The sequence below is a fragment of the Desulforhopalus vacuolatus genome (genome assembly GCF_016918505.1).
Taxonomy (GTDB): Bacteria; Desulfobacterota; Desulfobulbia; order Desulfobulbales; family Desulfocapsaceae; genus Desulforhopalus; species Desulforhopalus vacuolatus.
The window spans coordinates 383,056-400,985 of record NZ_JAFFPZ010000001.1 but is presented as its reverse complement, the minus strand read 5'-3'; the positions used below and the strand labels follow the sequence as shown (position 1 = coordinate 400,985).

Below are 17,930 nucleotides of genomic sequence, written 5' to 3'. Positions count from 1 at the left end.
ATATCATGAATATACACGGTGGAAATATCCTGGTGGTTGATGACACCAAAGAGAATCTTAGAATTCTGGTAGAGGCCCTGGGGAGTAAGGGATACAAGGTCCGCCCGGCCCTGAACGGGCAGATTGCCCTCGAAGCGGCCAGAAAAGAAATCCCCGATCTCATCCTGCTGGATATTATCATGCCCGGAATGGACGGCTATGAAGTATGTGATGCGCTGAAAGCAGACATGCACCTGAGAGACGTTCCAGTAATTTTCATCAGTGCATTGGGTGAGCTGGAAGACAAGGTGAAAGGGTTTTCAGTGGGGGGAGTGGACTATATCAACAAACCCTTTCAGGTGGAAGAAGTGCTGGCCCGGGTCAAAACACACCTGACGCTGAGAAATCTCACGAAGGAGCTTAAAGATAAGAACACCCGCCTTCAGCAAACAAACGAGGCACTTCAAGGCGCATTGGATGAAATCAAAACCCTCAGAGGAATTATACCTATATGCAGCCACTGCAAGAAGATTCGCGATGATGAAGGATATTGGAAACAGATTGAAGCTTATATCTCTGCTCACTCTGAAGCTCAATTCAGCCACGGGATCTGCCCCGATTGCGCCCAAGAGCTTTATCCTGACTTTAAACTTTACGAAAAGTAAAGTCGGGGTATTCTGTTTGCGTGATCACTTCTCATCGGACACTGGAGTATCAGATTTAAGACTATCCCATGATCCCCCATTACTGCAAAGCGAGTTGCTGGATGAGTACAATAAGTGCGACACTGTGATATGAAAAAGAGTGAGCTGCCGGTATGGTTATGTCACGACAACTTAACCGGAGGTTACCATGCACAGGTACCAGTCCTTGTTGCCAGCAGCGGAAAGAATCCTGAAGGCCTATTCCCAAATAACTCTGACGAGCTACCAGTTTATTCCATGCGTTACAAGTTATTCCACCATTATCGTTAGGTTTACCGTCACCGTGTAGACAAGGCATACCTTGTCTCTACAACACCATTGCTGGAATCACTGTTGTACCGATTTTTCACTAATGATGATGAATGCCACCGTTATCACCATTGCGATCAATTTTACATCCCGTCTCCCGTCTCCTGTCTCCTGTCTCCCGTCCCCCTGCACACAACAGAGCCCGCAGCCGATGAACGGCTGCGGGCTCTGTTGTGTACACATTTGAAACGGAGAAACTACTTATTGAAGTAATTTTTCGTCTCTGAGATAATAACTGGTGTCAAGAACAGCAGGCCGATCAGGTTAGGCAGGGCCATTAGTCCGTTGAGGATATCCGAGATATTCCATACCAGTTCCAGCTTCGCAATAGCTCCTACGAAGATTAAAGCGACAAAGAGAATGCGGTAGGGAATCAACAATTTTGTGCCAAAGAGATACTCCATTGCTTTTTCGCCATAATAGCTCCATCCAAGAATGGTGGAATAGGCGAAGAGAATGAGACCAATGGTGACAACAAAATCACCACCCGGCATACCGAGTGAGAAGGCTTTTGTCGTAAGTTCGGCACCAGAATAGCCGATTACTTTTTCTACGCCGTCAATAATCTGAACGTCTTTCACCAGTTTCCATGATCCGGTGAGAACAATAATCAGGCCGGTCATGGTACAGACGACGAGGGTGTCAATGAAGGTCTGGGTCATGGAGACCAGCGCCTGAGTGACGGGGTGTTTGGTTTGAGCTGCCGCTGCTGCGATAGGAGCGGAACCGAGACCGGATTCGTTGGAGAAAACGCCTCGAGCTACACCAAAACGAACAGCCATCATTATTGAGGCACCGGCAAAGCCGCCAGTGGCCGCCGTCGGAGTAAAGGCATCTTTGATGATGAACATCAGCGCTGCCGGGACTTCCGCGTAATGCATCCCAATAATATAGAGGGAAGCGAGTACGTAAAAAACGATCATGATCGGAACCAGTATTGAAGTAACCCGTGCAATACTTTTAATTCCGCCGAGAATAACAACGGCGGAGAGACCCATGAGTGTAATACCGGTAATCCATACAGGAATATTAAAGGTGGCTTCCACTGCGTCGGCAATCGAATTTGACTGCGTCATATTTCCGATACCAAAGGCTGCGCAGGCAGCAAAAACGGCAAAAAGAGTTCCCAGCCAGGGCATGTTGAGGCCGCGGGAAATATAATACATTGGTCCGCCGGCCATCTCTCCATTCTCATCCGTAACACGGAATTTCACTGCGAGCACAGCTTCTGCATATTTGGTGGCCATGCCGACAACACCGGTGAGCCACATCCACACCAGAGCTCCTGGACCGCCAATGGCAATAGCTGTTGCCACCCCCGCAATATTTCCCGTTCCGACGGTGGCCGAAAGAGCAGTCATCAGAGCCTGAAAGTGAGTAATGTCCCCTTCTTCATCGCCTTCTTCTTTCCGTTTGATGAAGGCAAGATAGAGGGCTCTCCAGAGTTTGGTGAACTGAATGCCGCGCAGGCATATAGTGAGCCATAGCCCCGTACCGACAAGAAGGATGAGCAGGGGAGGACCCCAGACCCAGCCGTCAATGGTACTGATCATGTTTGAAAATGTTTCCATAAATCCTCCAGTTTTTCAGATGGTGGTAAAGGTGACCTTGGGTTTATCATCAAGACTATTGTTCAAGTGCAGGAGCAGTTATCTTTTTTTGAGACAAGCTGTTCTGTACGATCAGGATTGCGGAAAAGCAGCAGGAAGAGAACTTGAAAAAAGAGTCCTCCCGAATGTAGAAACCTGACAATTCAGAAAAACTATAGCATGAAAAGGATGGAACGTCACTCTGAAAAATTCCATTTTTGTTATGGAAATTTAACTTTTTTTTGCAGGACGTTTATAGAAATATAATGCGGCCGGAAGGCTGGGATAAAAAAGAACCGGGAAGGGACTGCGCGGGTGCCGTCCCTTCCCGGTAAAAAGTACAATTACGGTTTTTTACAGGAACGTCTCAACTGGTACATATTCCATATCAAAGGCGTCGGAAACTCCCTTGAAGCAGATCTTCCCGTCGATGACATTGGCACCGAGTTTGATCTCATTGTTCTCCTGCATTGCTTTCTTCCAGCCCTTACTGGCAATCTCAAGGGCGTAAGGCAGGGTCGCGTTGGTCAGCGCGAGGGTTGACGTTCGGGCAACAGCACCCGGCATATTGGCAACACAGTAATGAACAACTCCGTCAACAGTGAATACCGGGTCAGAGTGGCTGGTGGCGTGGGAGGTCTCAAAGCAGCCGCCCTGGTCAATGGCCACGTCGACAACGACTGAACCCTGCTTCATGGTTTTGATCATCTCTTTTGTGACCAGTTTCGGAGCTTTGGCACCGGGTACCAGTACTGCGCCGATCACAACGTCTGCCTTTGCCACATACTCTGCGAGAATTCCGGCATTGGACATGAGGGGATGGCAGTTGGCGGGCATCACATCTTCCAGATAGGAGAGCCGTTTCAGGTTCATATCGAAGATGAATACTTCTGCGCCAAGACCGCAGGCTACTTTTGCGGCATTTGCGCCGACAACGCCGCCACCAATGACAACGACTGTTGCCGGGGCAACACCGGTTACGCCGCCGAGCAGTATGCCCATGCCACCCTGGGGCATTTCAAGATATTTTGCACCCTGCTGTGCTGCCATGCGACCGGCAACTTCAGACATCGGTACGAGCAGTGGCAGGGAGCCGTCTGTCTTCTCAATGGTTTCGTAGGCGATATTGACAGATTTGGCCTTAATGAGGGCATCGGTCTGCGGTTTATCAGCTGCGAGATGCAGGTATGTGAAGACAATCTGTCCCTCACGGATCATGCCATACTCGGAGGGTTGCGGCTCTTTGACATGCATTACCATGTCACAGGTTTTGTATACCTCGGCAGCGGTGGAAAGAATTTTTCCTCCAGCAGCGATGTAATCTTCATCGGAATAACCGGCGCCGACACCGGCGGCGGCTTCAATATAGACATCCTGGCCGTGGGCGACCATGCTGGTGACACCGTTGGGTACCATGGCGACCCGATTTTCCAGAATTTTGATTTCTTTAAGTATGCCTACTTTCATTGTCTGATCTCCTTCATGAGTAATGTCGAACGGGAGTCTTGACTGGCTGCGTATTTGAGTCATTTTTTCAGGAATCCCGCTGTATTTGTGCAGTTTTTGTCTGCACCGGTTAACAGGTTAATCTCTCTGCCGGAACGTAAACGATACCTGCATCAAGGTCAAATAAAACGATTTCACGGGAGCTGCTGCGGGGGAACATTTTTGTAAAATTCGGATGGATTACACTCTCCTTGAACCATGTCGACAGGGAAAATGTATTCATTTTTTTTGTCACCTCGAAGGAGTGATCTGTGGGATAGTAAAAAAACGATTGTTATAAATACGAAATCCACAACTTTTATGTAAAAAATAGACGTAAACAGAAATTATCATAAAAAATTATATGAATACAACAAAGAATGATAAAAAAAATTACGATTCACGTTTATCAGATATCCTGGTTGATCGTATCAGCATTTTGAATAAAGGGCAGGCTGCGGAACCACTCTTCTCTGAGCAGATCTGTGCATTTTTTTTAAGAAAGAAAAATTGCGCAATGTAAAGAAAATTGAGTGTTAAAATGATGATTCCGTAAAATACTAAAATATATATTGACAGAGACATCTACCAACGGTAATTCTGCGATGGGTTTCCAGAAGGTGGAGACTTCTTCTGGCACTTTATAAATAGAGTAATATACTGAAATGCTGGATTTTTGAGCTGTTCTCTGTGTGCAAACCGGTTCAGTTTCGCAGCCTGCTGCGACTGCCATGTTCTTGAGGAGAAAAGGATGAAGACAACACCCCTGCATGGATGGCATGTGGAACAGGGCGCGAATATGGCGCCTTTCGGAGAGTATGAAATGCCGCTCTGGTATCCTGCCGGAGCAAAACAGGAGCACCTCGCGGTGATCAAAAATGCCGGTCTGTTTGACACCAGTCACATGGTGGGGATTACCGTCACCGGACCTGGAGCGCGAACTCTTTTGCAGCACTGTTTTTCCAAGGATCTTGAGCACTGTCTCGGTCCGAAAAAGAATCCGCTTGTTGCCGGGCGGGCTGTTTACGGCGTTTTTCTCAACAATAACGGCTGTGTGATCGACGACGGGCTGGTGTACGAGGTTCTCGATCACCTCTATTTTGTGGTTGTCAACAGTGGTATGGGCGGGGTGATTACGAAGCAGCTCGAAGAACACAGTGAGAAGGTCCTGACCGCTGCAGTCTGTGACCTGACCGACACGCTTGGCAAAATTGATATCCAGGGACCTGAATCAGCAAAAATCCTCGCGAAAATTCTGGAAAATCCGGCGAAAGTTCTCACTGATATGCCTTATTTTTCATTTAAAGGCTGGTTTACCGATGAGGTGGAAGGTGTTGAACCTGTGCGCTTGAAAGACGGAACGGCTCTTCTGCTTTCCCGCACGGGGTACACCGGGGAGTTTGGTTTTGAGATTTTTCTTGAAGCGGAGAAAACTCTGAATGTCTGGCAGATGCTCCTTGAAACTGGTGCTGACAGGGGCATTCTCGCCTGCGGCCTGGCAGCCCGTGATTCTCTGCGGGCCGGGGCTGTCCTGCCGCTCTCCCACCAGGACATCGGCCCCTGGCCGTTTGCCGAAAATCCCTGGCTGTTTGCCCTGCCGGAAAGAGATGCAGGGGGACATTTCAGCGCAAAATTTATTGGCAGTGAAGCACTGGAAGCGTATATTGCGGAAGAATATACCCTCGCTTTTGCCGGGTTTGACCCGCGCAAGATGGTTATCAGCGAGAAGTCCTTTGTCTGCGACAGCGAAGGGAATCGCCTCGGCATTATTCTCACCTGCGCTACCGACATGGCTGTCGGTCGTCTCGACGATGGAACACTTGTCAGCCTTGCCACGTCCGAAAAGGATGGGCGTCCGGCAGACTTTGTTCCCAGAGGACTCTCCTGCGGCTTCGTGAAGTTGACAAAAGCGCTCAACCCGGGAGAATGTGTCTGGCTCACCGACGGCAAGCGCAAAATAAAGGTTGAAATTCGGCAGGATATCAGACCTGACCGTACCGCCCGCCGGGCACTTAAAAAAATGGTTTGAAGACCGCACAGCGCGGAATATCGAGAATCCAGCACAGGAGGATATAAAAATGAAAGAGCTCAATGAACTGAATTTTCCGGATGACGTGAAATACACCAGAGAACACGAATGGGCAAAAATTGAGGAGGGCAATGTCTTCGTTGGCATTACCGATTATGCCCAGGATCAGCTTGGAGACATTGTGTTTGTCGAGATGCCTGCCGAAGGAGACAGCTTTGAGGAGGGAGAGGAGTTCGGGACTCTTGAGTCTGTGAAAGCTGTTTCTGAGATCTATCTGCCGGTGAGTGGTGAAATCCTCGCCATCAACGAAGCCCTGGAAGATGAACCGGAGATGGTCAACAAGGATCCCTACGAAGCCTGGATCGTCAAGGTAAAACCCGCTGACGTGTCAGAGTTTGATAATCTGATGGATAAAACAGCCTACCTGAAACTCGTGGAGTCCGAGTTTGATTCTGAACCTGATTCTGAGCCTGATTCTGAGTTTGAGTAAGGCTTGATTGCATTCAGCAGGTACCTTTCAGTTCACCGCTTCGACGGGTCTCCTTTCCCCCCGCATTCTCTGATGCGGTGGGAACAGGTGAGGTCTTTCCTTATCATAATCTCCACCAGAGAGAATAAGACATGCGCTACCTTCCCCATACCGAAGATGACATCAGCCGGATGTTTCAGGCAATTGGTCTGAAGGATTTTGATGAACTCTTTGCTGCCGTTCCGACCTCCAGCCGCCACGACGCCCCCCTGGATCTGCCCGCGCCGAAAAGCGAGTGGGAACTTATTGAGTATATGAATGAGATTCAGGCGCAGATGGCCGTCGGGTCGTCGCACCATGTACTGATCGGTGCCGGTCGCTACCATCATTATATTCCCTGTTCCATTCCGACTCTGATGGGACGCTCCGAGTTCCTCACAGCCTACACTCCCTACCAGTCGGAAATGGCTCAGGGGACCTTGCAGGGGCTTTTTGAATATCAGACACTTACCGCCCGTCTGCTCGGTGTTGAAGTAGCCAATGCCTCCATGTACGACGGCGCTTCTGGTCTTGCCGAGGCACTGCTGATGAGCCTGCGGATCAAGAAGAAGGAGACAAAAGTCGCCATTTCCAGTGCTGTTCATCCGCATTATCGCGAGGTGGTTCGTACCTACTTTGCCCCCACCGATTTTGAGGTGATTGAGCTGCCGGTGCTGGCCGATGGACGTACTGACCTCTCCGCAGCGGCTGATATTGAGGGACTGGCCGCTGTTGCGGTACAGAGCCCAAATTTTTTCGGAGTGGTAGAGGACCTGCCCGCTGTTTCTGCGGCAGCCCACGATAAAAAGGCACTCTCTATCGTCGCCTTCACTGAGGCGATGGCGTACGGTTTGTTGAAGCGTCCCGGTTCCTGTGATGTCGATATCGTCTGTGGAGACGGACAGAGTTTCGGCATGCCCCGGGAGTTTGGCGGTCCCGGCCTCGGCATGTTTGGCTGCAAACAGGCCTATGTCCGGAATCTCCCTGGACGGCTGGTGGGAAAAACGCAGGATGTGGATGGTAAGACCGGCTACGTTCTCACCCTCGCCACCCGCGAGCAGCATATCCGTCGCGAGAAGGCGACCTCCAACATCTGCTCCAATCAGGGAATTATGACCCTCATCGCCGCCATGTATATGGCTTCAACGGGCGGGACGGGATTGCGTACCCTGGCGAGACAGAACTACGACAAGGCGGAGTATCTCAAAGCCGGGCTGCTTGCCGCCGGCGGTCGCCTGACGTACAGCGGACCGACCTATAACGAGTTCGTCATGGAGTTTGACTGTGACTTTGCTGCGGTACAGCAGCGGTTGCTGGCAAAGAAAATCGTGGCTGGCTTGAATCTCGGTCAATTTTATGAGAATGGTTCCGGGAAGTGGCTCTTCTGTGCTACAGAGACTGCCAGCCGGAAGGTGCTTGACAGTGTTATTGAGGAGGTAAAAGCATGATTCCTGGAAATCAGATTGGACCCGGCAGAAGTGGACTTATCATCGAGGAACCTCTGCTCTGGGAGCGCGGAGCAAAGGGGCGTTGTGGTATGAGTATCCCGGAAAGCGACGTGCCGCAGGCACAGATTGACGACAGCCTGCTCGGTGAAGGTCCCAACTTCCCTGATCTTTCCGAAGTCGATGTGGTGCGGCATTACACTCATCTCTCCCTGTGGAACTTCGGGGTAGACACGGGCATGTATCCACTCGGTTCCTGCACTATGAAGTATAATCCGAAGATCAACGAACAGATCGCTGCCATGCCTGCATTTACCGAGGCGCACCCGATGCTGCCGGATGAACTCTGCCAGGGAACTCTGCGATTGATCTACGAAATGCAGCAGGCCCTCTGTGTCATCTCCGGCCTTGATGCTGCGACCCTTCAGCCTGCCGCTGGAGCGCAGGGCGAGCTTACCGGCATGTTTCTCTTTGCCGCGTACCACAAGAGCAAAGGCAAAAAAAGGAGTAAAATCCTCATGCCGGACACCGCTCACGGAACGAATCCCGCCTCTGCCGCCCTTTGCGGTTTCAAACCGGTGAAAATTGCGGTGAATGAAAAGGGCCGGCTCAATGCGGATGAGGTGCGGGAGCTGATGGACGATGACACCGCCGGAATTATGATTACCAACCCCAACACCCTCGGCCTGTTTGAATCAAACATCCGGGAGATTGCCGATATCGTGCATGAGAAGGGCGGTCTCGTGTATGGCGACGGTGCCAACATGAACGCCATGATGGGCATCATTAATATGAAGAAATGTGGAGTGGATGTGATGCACTGGAACGTCCACAAAACCCTCTCCACCCCCCACGGCGGTGGCGGCCCGGGGGCTGGTCCGGTCTGTGTTGTGAAAGAACTGGAGAAGTTTCTTCCCTCCCCGCATATTACCTTTGACGGCAAAATGTATCACCGCAAGACCGACCTGCCCGATTCCCTTGGTCGGGTGCATTCCTTTCACGGGAACTTCGGGGTACTGATCAAGGCGTACTCCTATGTTCTCAGTATGGGGGAAGAATATTTGCGCCGGGCAAGTGAACTTGCAGTGCTCAACGCCAACTATATCAAAGAGAAACTGCGTGGGTATTACTTTCTGCCCCAGGATGCTGTCTGCATGCACGAAGTGGTTTTCTCAGACAAGCTGCAGGAAGAATATAAAGTTTCCACGCTTGATATTGCCAAAAGGCTGATGGATTGCGGCTACCACCCGCCGACGATCTACTTTCCGCTCATCGTCCATGGTGCAATTATGATTGAGCCGACGGAGACGGAGTGCCTTGAGGATCTCGACGAGTTTATTGAGGTGATGAGAGCAATCGCCGAGGAGGCAAAAACTGATCCGGATTTGTTGCACAACTCTCCACAGCGCTATAAGGTCCGACGTCTTGATGAAACGTATGCCGCGCGTAACCCGTGCCTGACCGGCGGGCAGTAAACGGCTGTAGTTCAACAGAGAAGAAACAGAGAAGCGGCAGCACCGTTAACACGGGGCTGCCGTTTTTTTACGTGCACGACATTCTTTGATTGGGTAAAAATGAGGATAATTGGCCTGTTGGCCGGACGGGACCCTTATGGGTACACTTATTTCTTGCGTCGTTTACGGCGTTCACGCCAGTGAGAGTTGGCCTCTGCGCCTTCCACCTCAGCGAGAAGCTGCAGGTACATGGAATAGCGCTCCTCGCCCACGGTGCCTGCGGCGCGTGCTTCGTGGATGGAGCATCCTGGCTCTTCACGGTGGCGGCAGTCGCGGAAGCGGCAGGGTGTCTCCAGTGCAGTTTCAAAGCCGGGGAAGAAGAGAGCGAGGGCGTCTACCCCGATGTCCACGAGGCCAAAGTCGTTGAAGCCGGGGGAATCAATCAGCTCACCGCCGCCGGGCAGGGTGTGCAGGGTGCTGACGGTGGTGGTGTGACGGCCGCGCTTGCGGCTCTCGCTGATCTCACCGGTTGCCAGATCAATATCGGGCACGAGGCCGTTGAGGATGGAACTTTTACCCACTCCGGTGGGACCGACAAAGATGCCGCGATGGTTGGCATTAAGGTAGGCGGCGAAGGTCTCAAGCCCGTCGTGGCGTTCTGCGCAGAGTTCAAAGATGGGCAGAGAACCAGAGTAGTTCTTCCTGCAGAGTGCCGCGTATTCGGCAAAACATGACAGGTCGGACTTGTTGAGGAGGAGTACCGGCGTCAGCTCTGCGCTGCGGGCTGCAACGATAGCCCGGGCGATAAAGCCTGGCGGAGGCAAAGGCTCGCAGGTGGCGACGATGCAGAGCAGGTCGAGGTTGGCTCCCACCGTGTGCAGGCTGTTGCGGGCATCCATGCGGCGAATCTCGGTGCGGCGCGGCAGGCGGGAGAGAATCTCGTCCTCTACCTCTACGGCATCGCCCACCACATGACCGGAGTTGCGCTTCACCCGTACCATCTTTACCTCACCGTTTGCAAAGCGGACATCCACGGCAACGCCGTAGTGAGAGGTTATAACTCCTTGTCTTTTCATTTTAAGCCTTTATCAGAAGATAGACGCCGAAGAAGAGCAGTACGGCGCCGTAGAGGGCATGGAAGGTCTTGTGAATCCGCTCCACAGTGAATGAAACGGTGCAGGGCTGCAGAATATCTTTTGGGTACCCTTTTGAGCGTGATCCTCTTTTAAGGAGGTCAAAATTTCCTGGCAGACTGCATTTTTTAGTTCCTCGGACATTATACCAGAAAAAAATCTCTTTCCACCATTTTCAAGGAGGCGAACATGTTTATCGAGTTAATGCGTAAAAGACGTTCTATCCGGAAATACGAAGAAAAACCCCTGAACAGGGAGCAGATTGAACTTCTGGCCGAGGCACTGCTTCGTGCCCCTTCCGGCAAGAGCAAACGGAGCTGGCAGTTTATTCTTATTCAGGATCGGGAAGTGCTGAAACAACTGGCGCAGGCAAAACCCCACGGTGCAGCCATGCTTAAAGGTGCGGCACTGGCGGTAGCTGTGCTCGGTGATGCGAAACAAACCGATACCTGGATTGAAGACTGTTCCGCAGCTGCCATCAGTGCCCAGTATCTGGCAACAGATCTTGGCCTGGCCTCTTGCTGGGTGCAGATTCGAGGTCGGGAGCATGATGAGCAGATGGATGCAGCGGAGTATGTACGTCATGAGCTGGGGATTCCCGCAGAGCTGGAGGTGCTTTGCCTGCTTTCCTTCGGCTGGCCTGCGGAGGAGAAGGTCGGTCAGCCGCGTGAGAAATTGCTGTGGAGTGCTGTGCATCAGGAAAAGTTTTAACCTGATTGAAGTAACTTCTTAAAAATACGTGGAAAAAACATTTCAGAACAATTTCAGAACAAAGAGTTCATCGAAATTAAAACGGGAAAAGGAAAAAGCGGTAAGACAATTTTTTACCGCGAAGAACGCGAAGGAAGGCAAAAAGCGAAAAACTTTTTGCCAACGAATAAAAGCTCTAAACATACGAATAAAGGCGAAAAAGATTTAAGGACAAAGATTTTTTAAATGAAACAGAGAATTGCTGTTGTTGTATTTTTACTCTTCGCGTTCTTTGTGTCCTTCGCGGTGAAATTCTTTGTCTTTTTCCATAACTTTTTGAGAAGTTAGTGATTGAAAACTTCAAAACGTCTATTTTTTTTTACAGGAGAACAGGATGAGTGAAATCTATGATGCGGTTGTCCTTGGCGGCGGTCCAGGAGGGTATACTGCGGCATTTCGGGCGGCTGATCTGGGGCTTTCAGTCTGCCTTGTGGACTGTGGAGAACGACTTGGCGGGACCTGTCTTAATGTGGGGTGCATCCCCTCAAAAACCCTGCTGCATGCGGCCGCAGTGATGGAGGAGGCTGCGGAGGCGGTTGAGTGGGGCGTGCATTATCCCCCTCCAGAGCTTGATATCACGGTGTTGCTGGCAAAAAAAGAACAGGTGGTGAAGCAGCTTACGGACGGTCTTGCCACCCTCTGCAAGAAACGGGGTATCACCCGTCTTGCAGGTAGAGGTGAAGTTGCGGGAGCGGGATGCCTGCGGATAACCACCGTCGACGGAGAGGAGGAGGTGGCGTGGAAAAATTTAATTATCGCCACCGGCTCGGTCCCCTTCCGTATCCCCGGGCTGCCAGAGGATAAACGCATTTGGGATTCCACTGATGCGCTGGAACTTCGGGAGGTGCCGAAGCGCCTGCTGATTATCGGCGGTGGTATTATCGGGCTGGAGATGGCGCAGGTTTACTATGCCCTCGGTTCAGAGATCACCATCGTGGAAATGCAGGGGCAGATTATCCCGCCGGCGGACAAGGATATGGTCAACCCGCTGGCGATGAAGCTGAAGAAGCGTTACGCCATCTACACCGCCACGAAGATGAAGAAGATGGAGGTCGCTGCAGGGGGTATTGTCGTTGAACTTGAGGGCAAAAAAGCCCCGGAACAGGCAGAGTTTGACGCCGTCCTGGTGGCCGTCGGCCGCTGTCCCTCTTCCGCCGGGATGGGTTTTGAGAAGGTCGGTGTTGCCATCGATGAGCGAGGGTTTATCATCGTCAATGCAAAGATGGAGACCAGTGTCGCCGGGGTGTACGCCATCGGGGATGTGGTCGGCAATCCCATGCTGGCGCACAAGGCAACCCATGAGGGCAAGGTGGCGGCGGAGAACATTGCCGGTCACAATGTCGTTTTCAAACCGGGCACCATTCCTTCGGTGGCCTACACTTCGCCGGAGGTTGCGTGGATGGGACTGACTGAGAAGGAGGCGAAGGAGCGGGGCATTCGCGTTGCCCGTGGTAAATTCCCCTGGGGGGCCAGCGGTCGGGCATTGAGTATGGGTGCTTCAGCCGGAGTGACCAAGGTACTCTTTGATGAAGAGGGGCGTATCGTCGGTGCGGCGATCTGCGGTACAGGTGCCGGAGAGCTGATCCATGAGGCGGTCCTGGCCCTGGAGAAGGGGGCAACGGCGCGGGATATCAGTGTCACCGTTCACGCCCATCCCACTCTCGCGGAGACTTTTGCCTTTGCTGCGGAGATTGTTGACGGCTCAGCCACCGATGTGCTGCCGCCGAAAAAAAGATAAGGGGACCTTGAAGAACCTCTTGTTTCTCCCGTTTTCAGTGGAAGCGGGTTGTCATATACGCGGCACAGAAGAGCCAGCTCATTCGTTCCGCCCATTTGTTTTCCAGCAGATTGTGCTCGCTGATCAGCATCAGGGAGAGGAGAATAAAGGTGAAATCGGTGAAAATAAAGGTGCGGGTGGACGATGCGAAGATGCTTGGCGACAGTCCCAGCATGAAGCGGGTGACCATGCCAAGGGCAAAGATTCCCGCCGCAGCGAGTCCCTGCGTTTGCTCACGGAAGGAGCGAAAGAGTGTCCGCGTGATGCCAAGACAGAGAACAATGGAGAAGAAAAAATGTCCCCAGAGGCGCAGTGAGGTAAGAGTGTCTGGCGTGATGAGATCCTCTGGGGAGGTGTGACCAGGAAGCAGCTGGGAGAGGGGTTGGATGAGCAGGGCCAGCAGTGGAAAAAGAATATCCCGGTGGTTCTCTTTCCAGCGGGTCAGGGCACAGATCAGAAAGATAACGGCGAAGAGCAGGAAGACTTGCTGCGGGGCATAAAAATAGTGACTGCAGGTGGATTCAAAGCCGAGGAAGGCACGGTAGAAGAGCGGCAGGTCGAGAAAGCCGGGGTAGAATTCTATGGTGCTGATGAGCTGCCGATGGGCGTTGCCTGGTGAGACGAGGATTACCGACATGCTGAGCAGGCAGAGCAGCAGCGGAATCAGTGCTGCGAGCCATTCAACAGGCCGGGCGTCCTGTCTGCGATGCAGTTTTACTGCGGCGTTGACAGTGAATACGGTGCAGAGGATGAAACAGAGCTGCTCGTGATTGCATGCGAAAATCAGGGCGATGCAGAGAGGAATCCAGCGCAGACCGCAGGGGGTGGTGCACAGTCGCAGGGCGAAAAGCCCCGCTGCCAGCGGCCAGTAATAGTTAATCATGGTTGCGCGCCAGCCGGCGGTACCCATGTCACCAATGGGATAAAAACTGATCAGGGCGAAGACTACCCAGGCGTGATTACGGATCTGCTTTGTGGTAAAAAGAGTCAGCAGGAGTAATGGGGTGATCGCCATGACGAGGGTGTTGAGCACGAGAAAAAGGGTGTCGTGTCTGGCCAGCGAGGTGAGCAGGGCCTCAATGAAAAAGCGGGATGACCAGGTGTTATAGCGTTCCAGGAGGAACTGCAGGGTGGCGGTATATTTACAGAAATAGTTAACGGAGTCGCCGAAGGAAAGGTCAAGATGATAATTGAACCAGCCAGCCCAGACGAAGAATATCGCCGCGAAGGTAAGGCTTAACGGAGTGAGACTTTCACGGGAGAGTAAGAGTTTCATGAGTATCGGTGATCTGGACTTTGCCATCGTGGCGGATGCGCAGGAGAATGGAGTACCTGCCTGGTGTAATGAGACAGTTCAGGGCTCCACTGCGGAAGCCGCTGTTGAAATACCTGGTCCTGTGTCGAAGAGGCAATTCTTTTCGTTGCTCCATGAAGGTGGGCAGGCACCAGGTGCGGCTGGTATTGTGCAGCAGCACTTCGATGCGGTCCATGTTGTGAGAGTCGGAAAGTTTCTGCTTCGGTTTACGTATCCAGCCGGTGATGGCGAGGGCGAAGCTTCCTTTTTCTACGCGCTCCAGAACGAAGGGTGGCGGGTTCTCCTGCGAAGCCGGGGGCAGCTGGGAGAGAGCAATCTCTTGCGGCTGGCCAATGAAGTAGAGCATCAGCAGTGCAGAGAGAGCGCAGGCACAAAGGCAGAGGACGGAAAACCAGAGCCTGCTCAACCACCGATGAGAAGCCAGAAATTTTTGCATAGGGCAAAATTGCGATAATTACCCCGTTTTTGCAAGAGAAATCTACTGCTTGTCAGAGGTTTCTGGTGGTGTATTGTGGAAAACTTGAAACGGATCTTCCGCCATTTGCCATGAATCCAGCTATGAAATTTACCAGAGAACAACAGCAGATTATCGCGCACCGGGGTGGCCATGCCCGGGTTTCGGCCGTAGCCGGTTCCGGCAAAACCACTACGATGATTGCCCGTGTCGGCGCTCTGCTTGAGCAGGGGGTGCCAGCTGATGATATCCTTGTGCTGATGTTTAACCGTTCCGCCCGTGAAGCCTTTGAGCAGTCGATGCGGGCACGGCTGACCCGTTTCTCCGCCCTGCCCGAGATTCGCACTTTTCACTCTCTTGGTTTCCGGCTGGTCAGCTCCTTTGTTCGCAGGGGGGTGCTGCCGCAGTATCGACTGGAGACAAAGGATTTTCTCCTTGAACGTCTCGCACGGGCAGCCGCAGGGGAGGCCTTTCGCCGGGTTGAGGGAGAAGGAACGTATCTGCCGAAGGAGCAGGTAGAGGAATTCCTTGCCTTTATTGACCTCGTCAAGGGGGCGGTGGAGGGGCCGGCAGCGGTATTGCAGTCTCTGCATCCTGGTCCGAATTTATCCTTTTTTATCGAGGCCTTTGAACTGTTTGAGGAACAGCGCCAGCGGGCAGGCCTGCGTTTTTACTCCGATCTTATCTATGAACCGCTCCAGGCTCTCTCCGCCGATGGTAAACTGGTGAGCTGGGTGGAGAATCGGGTGGCACATATCATTGTTGATGAGTATCAGGACATCAATGAGAGCCAGCAGCAGCTTCTGAAGATTATCACCGGCAGCCGGGCCGAGGTGATGGTAGTGGGCGATGTGGACCAGTGTATCTATGAGTGGCGCGGGGCACGACCCGAGTACATCATCAAAAATTTCGCCCTGGATTTTCCTTCCCCCCGTGACTACAACCTGTCCTTTACCTTTCGCTACGGTCACGCCCTGTCGCTGGCCGCCAACCATCTCATCGCCAACAATCTGCGTCGTGATGAAAAGCTTTGCATCTCTCATAAGAGCAACGGTCCCACTGAGATTCTTTCCCTTGAAGAGCAGTCGGGTTCTCATCCGGTAACCACCGTACTGCGTGAATGGCAAAAGCAGGGACGCCGTCTTGTCGAGGCTGCCGTGCTGGTGCGTCTCTATGCGCAGAGTGTACCGGTGGAGCTGGCTCTACTCAGCGAGGGTATCCCCTACAGGCTGGAGGGCGGGGCGGATCTCTTCGGCTGCGAGGAGATTGTCGCCCTGCTCGGTTATCTGCGTCTTGCCGCCTCGCGTTTTACCGATCTTGCTCCAGAGAGTCTGGAGGCGACCCTGCGTGCCATGCTCAACCAGCCCCATCCGGGGATAAAAAAAGAGGAGCTGGAGGGCGTCCTGAACAGCATGCTGCCGCTGTTGCAGAGTTCGCCCGGGGAGGCTGCCGCCCGTCTTGCCGGTGGGGTGCGTAGAAAGCTGCCACCCTTTATTCTTCATCGTATTGAGGATATTGTCATTGTCTGGCGCTGGCTGCTGCAACAGGACGGGGAATCTCCCGCCGCGCCCCTGCTTCGCAGGCTGGTGGATAAACTGGACCTTTACGCTTTTTATAGCAGTATCTCCGCACGGACGGTGACTGCGGAAAATCGGGTGAAGACTTGTGAAGCGTTGATTGATTTTGCCCGCAGTGACGACTTGTCAGTCAATGGGCTGCTTGACCGGATTGAGGAATTTCGTTGTCGGGGCAGTGCAGAGAGGGGGGAGAGCCTGTTGCTTACCTCAATCCATCGCGCCAAGGGACTTGAATGGCCCCTGGTTATCCTGCCGGGGCTGGAGGAGGGCTGTTTCCCTTTCTTTAAAGGAGAGAGCGGCGAGGAGAACATGGAGGATGAGCGGCGGCTCTTCTATGTGGCCATTACCCGGGCGATTGAAAAACTGGTCTGCATCTCTCCCCCGGATGCGCAACTGAAGAAGGCAATGGCAAGAGGAAGTATCAAGCGCCCGGCAAATGAGGTGCGGGCGAGCCGTTTTCTTTACGAAGAAAACGCGGGTGTTTCGATGGAACTGGGTCGGCGGATGGATGCGGGTGAAGCTGCAGGGGGGACGATTCGCGGGGAGGATCTCACCATTGTCCACCGCTACCTTGCCGCAGTGCATGCTGAAGAGGGTGTCCAGCTGGAAGAGCGCAGATTGGAACCTGAGGACAAAGCGTCCCTGCGTCCCCGTCGGGCACTTGCCATAAATGAGTTGCAGGAGGGACTGGAGGTTTTTCATCCCTCCTGGGGAACGGGGGTAATTGTGGCCATTCATGACCGCTCTTCGGGGCGGATCACCGCAAAATTTCCCGAAGAGGGGGAGGTCCTGCTGCTGGTAAAATATGCAAAGCTTGACGTGATGGAGTGATGCGGCGGGAGTATTGTGGCTGCTTTCTTAGTAATGCGGAGGTTTCTCATTTGCAACTTTCTCTCCGCCAACCTCTGTCAGGCTGAGAAGTTTCTCCTGTTCCTCTATTAGTTTGTCAATTTGCCGCTGGTGATCCAGCAGTACCTCGCTCAACTGTTCAAGAGTCTCTTCCTGCCAGGAGATTTTCTCCTCAATACTCTGCAGACGCTGTTCATGATCATTTTCTTTCACTTTTTGCCTCGTGAGTAATTATTCAAAGATACTGTTATTTATTATTTATAATCTTATTATAATTTGAATGTCTTCTGAATGCTTCCCCCATAAATACATGGGAAAAATCATCTTTGACTTTTAAAGAAACAATTAGTAATAGTATGCATAAGGACGCTGTAAGTAAAGCGTTCGGTTTGTGCAGGTGTTGTTCGGGCTGATTTTATATCACGATGGCGATCTTTTGTCGCCGTCATTCAAGTTTCAGATCGAATAAAGGGTGCCTTTAATAATCTTGTATTTCGTTTATATTCGAGGCGCAGGAGGAAATTTACCGCAGGTATATGATTGATATCGGAGTCTATCGCTTACCTCCGAGGA

General features: G+C 52.2%; 15 protein-coding genes. 8 read left to right on the top strand and 7 right to left on the bottom strand.

The window, feature by feature from the left end:
• Nucleotides 1-5: 5 nt before the first annotated feature.
• Complete coding sequence (locus tag JWG39_RS01595; RefSeq protein WP_205217584.1) at nt 6-644, top strand: response regulator; 639 nt, start codon at nt 6-8, stop codon at nt 642-644.
• Between the two features lie 366 nt (nt 645-1,010).
• On the opposite strand, the gene JWG39_RS01590 is transcribed toward JWG39_RS01595, so the two are convergent.
• The 3 genes from JWG39_RS01590 to ald form a co-directional block, all read right to left on the bottom strand.
• Complete coding sequence (locus tag JWG39_RS01590; protein ID WP_205217583.1) at nt 1,011-1,175, bottom strand: hypothetical protein; 165 nt, start codon at nt 1,173-1,175, stop codon at nt 1,011-1,013.
• A gap of 14 nt (nt 1,176-1,189) precedes the next feature.
• A complete protein-coding gene (locus JWG39_RS01585) occupies nt 1,190-2,563 on the bottom strand; it encodes an alanine/glycine:cation symporter family protein (RefSeq protein WP_205217582.1) in 1,374 nt (457 codons plus the stop codon).
• A 372-nt stretch (nt 2,564-2,935) separates the two neighbouring features.
• Nucleotides 2,936-4,048 carry an alanine dehydrogenase gene (gene ald / locus JWG39_RS01580; protein ID WP_205217581.1) on the bottom strand — a complete coding sequence of 371 codons (1,113 nt, stop codon included), beginning with the start codon at nt 4,046-4,048 and terminating at the stop codon, nt 2,936-2,938.
• Nucleotides 4,049-4,817: 769 nt separating this feature from the next.
• Here ald and JWG39_RS01575 point away from each other — a divergent pair.
• From JWG39_RS01575 to gcvPB, 4 genes are all read left to right on the top strand, one after another.
• The gene (locus JWG39_RS01575) at nt 4,818-6,095 is read left to right on the top strand and encodes an aminomethyl transferase family protein (RefSeq protein WP_205217580.1); all 1,278 of its coding nucleotides are present in this window, start codon (nt 4,818-4,820) and stop codon (nt 6,093-6,095) included.
• Nucleotides 6,096-6,144: 49 nt separating this feature from the next.
• A complete protein-coding gene (gene gcvH, locus JWG39_RS01570) occupies nt 6,145-6,585 on the top strand; it encodes a glycine cleavage system protein GcvH (RefSeq protein ID WP_205217579.1) in 441 nt (146 codons plus the stop codon).
• A gap of 131 nt (nt 6,586-6,716) precedes the next feature.
• Nucleotides 6,717-8,051 carry an aminomethyl-transferring glycine dehydrogenase subunit GcvPA gene (gene gcvPA, locus JWG39_RS01565; RefSeq protein ID WP_205217578.1) on the top strand — a complete coding sequence of 445 codons (1,335 nt, stop codon included), beginning with the start codon at nt 6,717-6,719 and terminating at the stop codon, nt 8,049-8,051.
• Nucleotides 8,048-9,523: an aminomethyl-transferring glycine dehydrogenase subunit GcvPB gene (gene gcvPB / locus JWG39_RS01560; protein ID WP_205217577.1), complete on the top strand. Its 1,476-nt coding sequence runs from the start codon at nt 8,048-8,050 to the stop codon at nt 9,521-9,523. Before gcvPA ends, gcvPB begins: the two co-directional genes overlap by 4 nt.
• Nucleotides 9,524-9,669: 146 nt before the next feature.
• On the opposite strand, the gene rsgA is transcribed toward gcvPB, so the two are convergent.
• Nucleotides 9,670-10,578: a ribosome small subunit-dependent GTPase A gene (gene rsgA / locus JWG39_RS01555; RefSeq protein ID WP_205217576.1), complete on the bottom strand. Its 909-nt coding sequence runs from the start codon at nt 10,576-10,578 to the stop codon at nt 9,670-9,672.
• 246 nt (nt 10,579-10,824) lie between these two features.
• Between rsgA and JWG39_RS01550 the strand changes: the two genes are divergently transcribed.
• A complete protein-coding gene (locus JWG39_RS01550; RefSeq protein WP_205217575.1) occupies nt 10,825-11,346 on the top strand; it encodes a nitroreductase family protein in 522 nt (173 codons plus the stop codon).
• Nucleotides 11,347-11,719: 373 nt separating this feature from the next.
• On the top strand, nt 11,720-13,123 hold the full coding sequence (gene lpdA / locus JWG39_RS01545; protein ID WP_205217574.1) for a dihydrolipoyl dehydrogenase: 1,404 nt from the start codon (nt 11,720-11,722) through the stop codon (nt 13,121-13,123).
• 34 nt (nt 13,124-13,157) lie between these two features.
• Here lpdA and JWG39_RS01540 read toward each other — a convergent pair whose 3' ends face one another.
• Together JWG39_RS01540 and JWG39_RS01535 are read right to left on the bottom strand one after the other, a co-directional pair.
• Entirely contained in the window at nt 13,158-14,438 is a 1,281-nt protein-coding gene (locus JWG39_RS01540; RefSeq protein ID WP_205217573.1) for a hypothetical protein, read from the bottom strand.
• Nucleotides 14,416-14,913: a hypothetical protein gene (locus JWG39_RS01535; protein WP_205217572.1), complete on the bottom strand. Its 498-nt coding sequence runs from the start codon at nt 14,911-14,913 to the stop codon at nt 14,416-14,418. The genes JWG39_RS01540 and JWG39_RS01535 overlap by 23 nt, the downstream gene beginning before the upstream one ends.
• A 122-nt stretch (nt 14,914-15,035) precedes the next feature.
• Here JWG39_RS01535 and JWG39_RS01530 point away from each other — a divergent pair, with 122 nt between their 5' ends.
• Nucleotides 15,036-17,339 carry an ATP-dependent helicase gene (locus JWG39_RS01530; RefSeq protein ID WP_205217571.1) on the top strand — a complete coding sequence of 768 codons (2,304 nt, stop codon included), beginning with the start codon at nt 15,036-15,038 and terminating at the stop codon, nt 17,337-17,339.
• A 27-nt stretch (nt 17,340-17,366) separates the two neighbouring features.
• On the opposite strand, the gene JWG39_RS16395 is transcribed toward JWG39_RS01530, so the two are convergent.
• Nucleotides 17,367-17,570 (bottom strand): SlyX family protein, encoded by a 204-nt coding sequence (locus JWG39_RS16395; RefSeq protein ID WP_205217570.1) that lies wholly within the window; start codon nt 17,568-17,570, stop codon nt 17,367-17,369.
• Nucleotides 17,571-17,930 lie beyond the last annotated feature (360 nt).

What these genes read in the sequence shown, in the direction of transcription:
- JWG39_RS01540 (WP_205217573.1), bottom strand. Translation starts at nt 14,438, where the DNA reads ATGAAACTCTTACTCTCCCGTGAAAGTCTCACTCCGTTAAGCCTTACC.
- JWG39_RS01530 (WP_205217571.1), top strand. Translation starts at nt 15,036, where the DNA reads ATGAAATTTACCAGAGAACAACAGCAGATTATCGCGCACCGGGGTGGC.
- JWG39_RS01595 (WP_205217584.1), top strand. Translation starts at nt 6, where the DNA reads ATGAATATACACGGTGGAAATATCCTGGTGGTTGATGACACCAAAGAG.
- ald (WP_205217581.1), bottom strand. Translation starts at nt 4,048, where the DNA reads ATGAAAGTAGGCATACTTAAAGAAATCAAAATTCTGGAAAATCGGGTC.
- gcvH (WP_205217579.1), top strand. Translation starts at nt 6,145, where the DNA reads ATGAAAGAGCTCAATGAACTGAATTTTCCGGATGACGTGAAATACACC.
- rsgA (WP_205217576.1), bottom strand. Translation starts at nt 10,578, where the DNA reads ATGAAAAGACAAGGAGTTATAACCTCTCACTACGGCGTTGCCGTGGAT.
- gcvPB (WP_205217577.1), top strand. Translation starts at nt 8,048, where the DNA reads ATGATTCCTGGAAATCAGATTGGACCCGGCAGAAGTGGACTTATCATC.
- gcvPA (WP_205217578.1), top strand. Translation starts at nt 6,717, where the DNA reads ATGCGCTACCTTCCCCATACCGAAGATGACATCAGCCGGATGTTTCAG.
- JWG39_RS01590 (WP_205217583.1), bottom strand. Translation starts at nt 1,175, where the DNA reads ATGTGTACACAACAGAGCCCGCAGCCGTTCATCGGCTGCGGGCTCTGT.
- lpdA (WP_205217574.1), top strand. Translation starts at nt 11,720, where the DNA reads ATGAGTGAAATCTATGATGCGGTTGTCCTTGGCGGCGGTCCAGGAGGG.
- JWG39_RS01575 (WP_205217580.1), top strand. Translation starts at nt 4,818, where the DNA reads ATGAAGACAACACCCCTGCATGGATGGCATGTGGAACAGGGCGCGAAT.
- JWG39_RS01535 (WP_205217572.1), bottom strand. Translation starts at nt 14,913, where the DNA reads ATGCAAAAATTTCTGGCTTCTCATCGGTGGTTGAGCAGGCTCTGGTTT.
- JWG39_RS01550 (WP_205217575.1), top strand. Translation starts at nt 10,825, where the DNA reads ATGTTTATCGAGTTAATGCGTAAAAGACGTTCTATCCGGAAATACGAA.
- JWG39_RS01585 (WP_205217582.1), bottom strand. Translation starts at nt 2,563, where the DNA reads ATGGAAACATTTTCAAACATGATCAGTACCATTGACGGCTGGGTCTGG.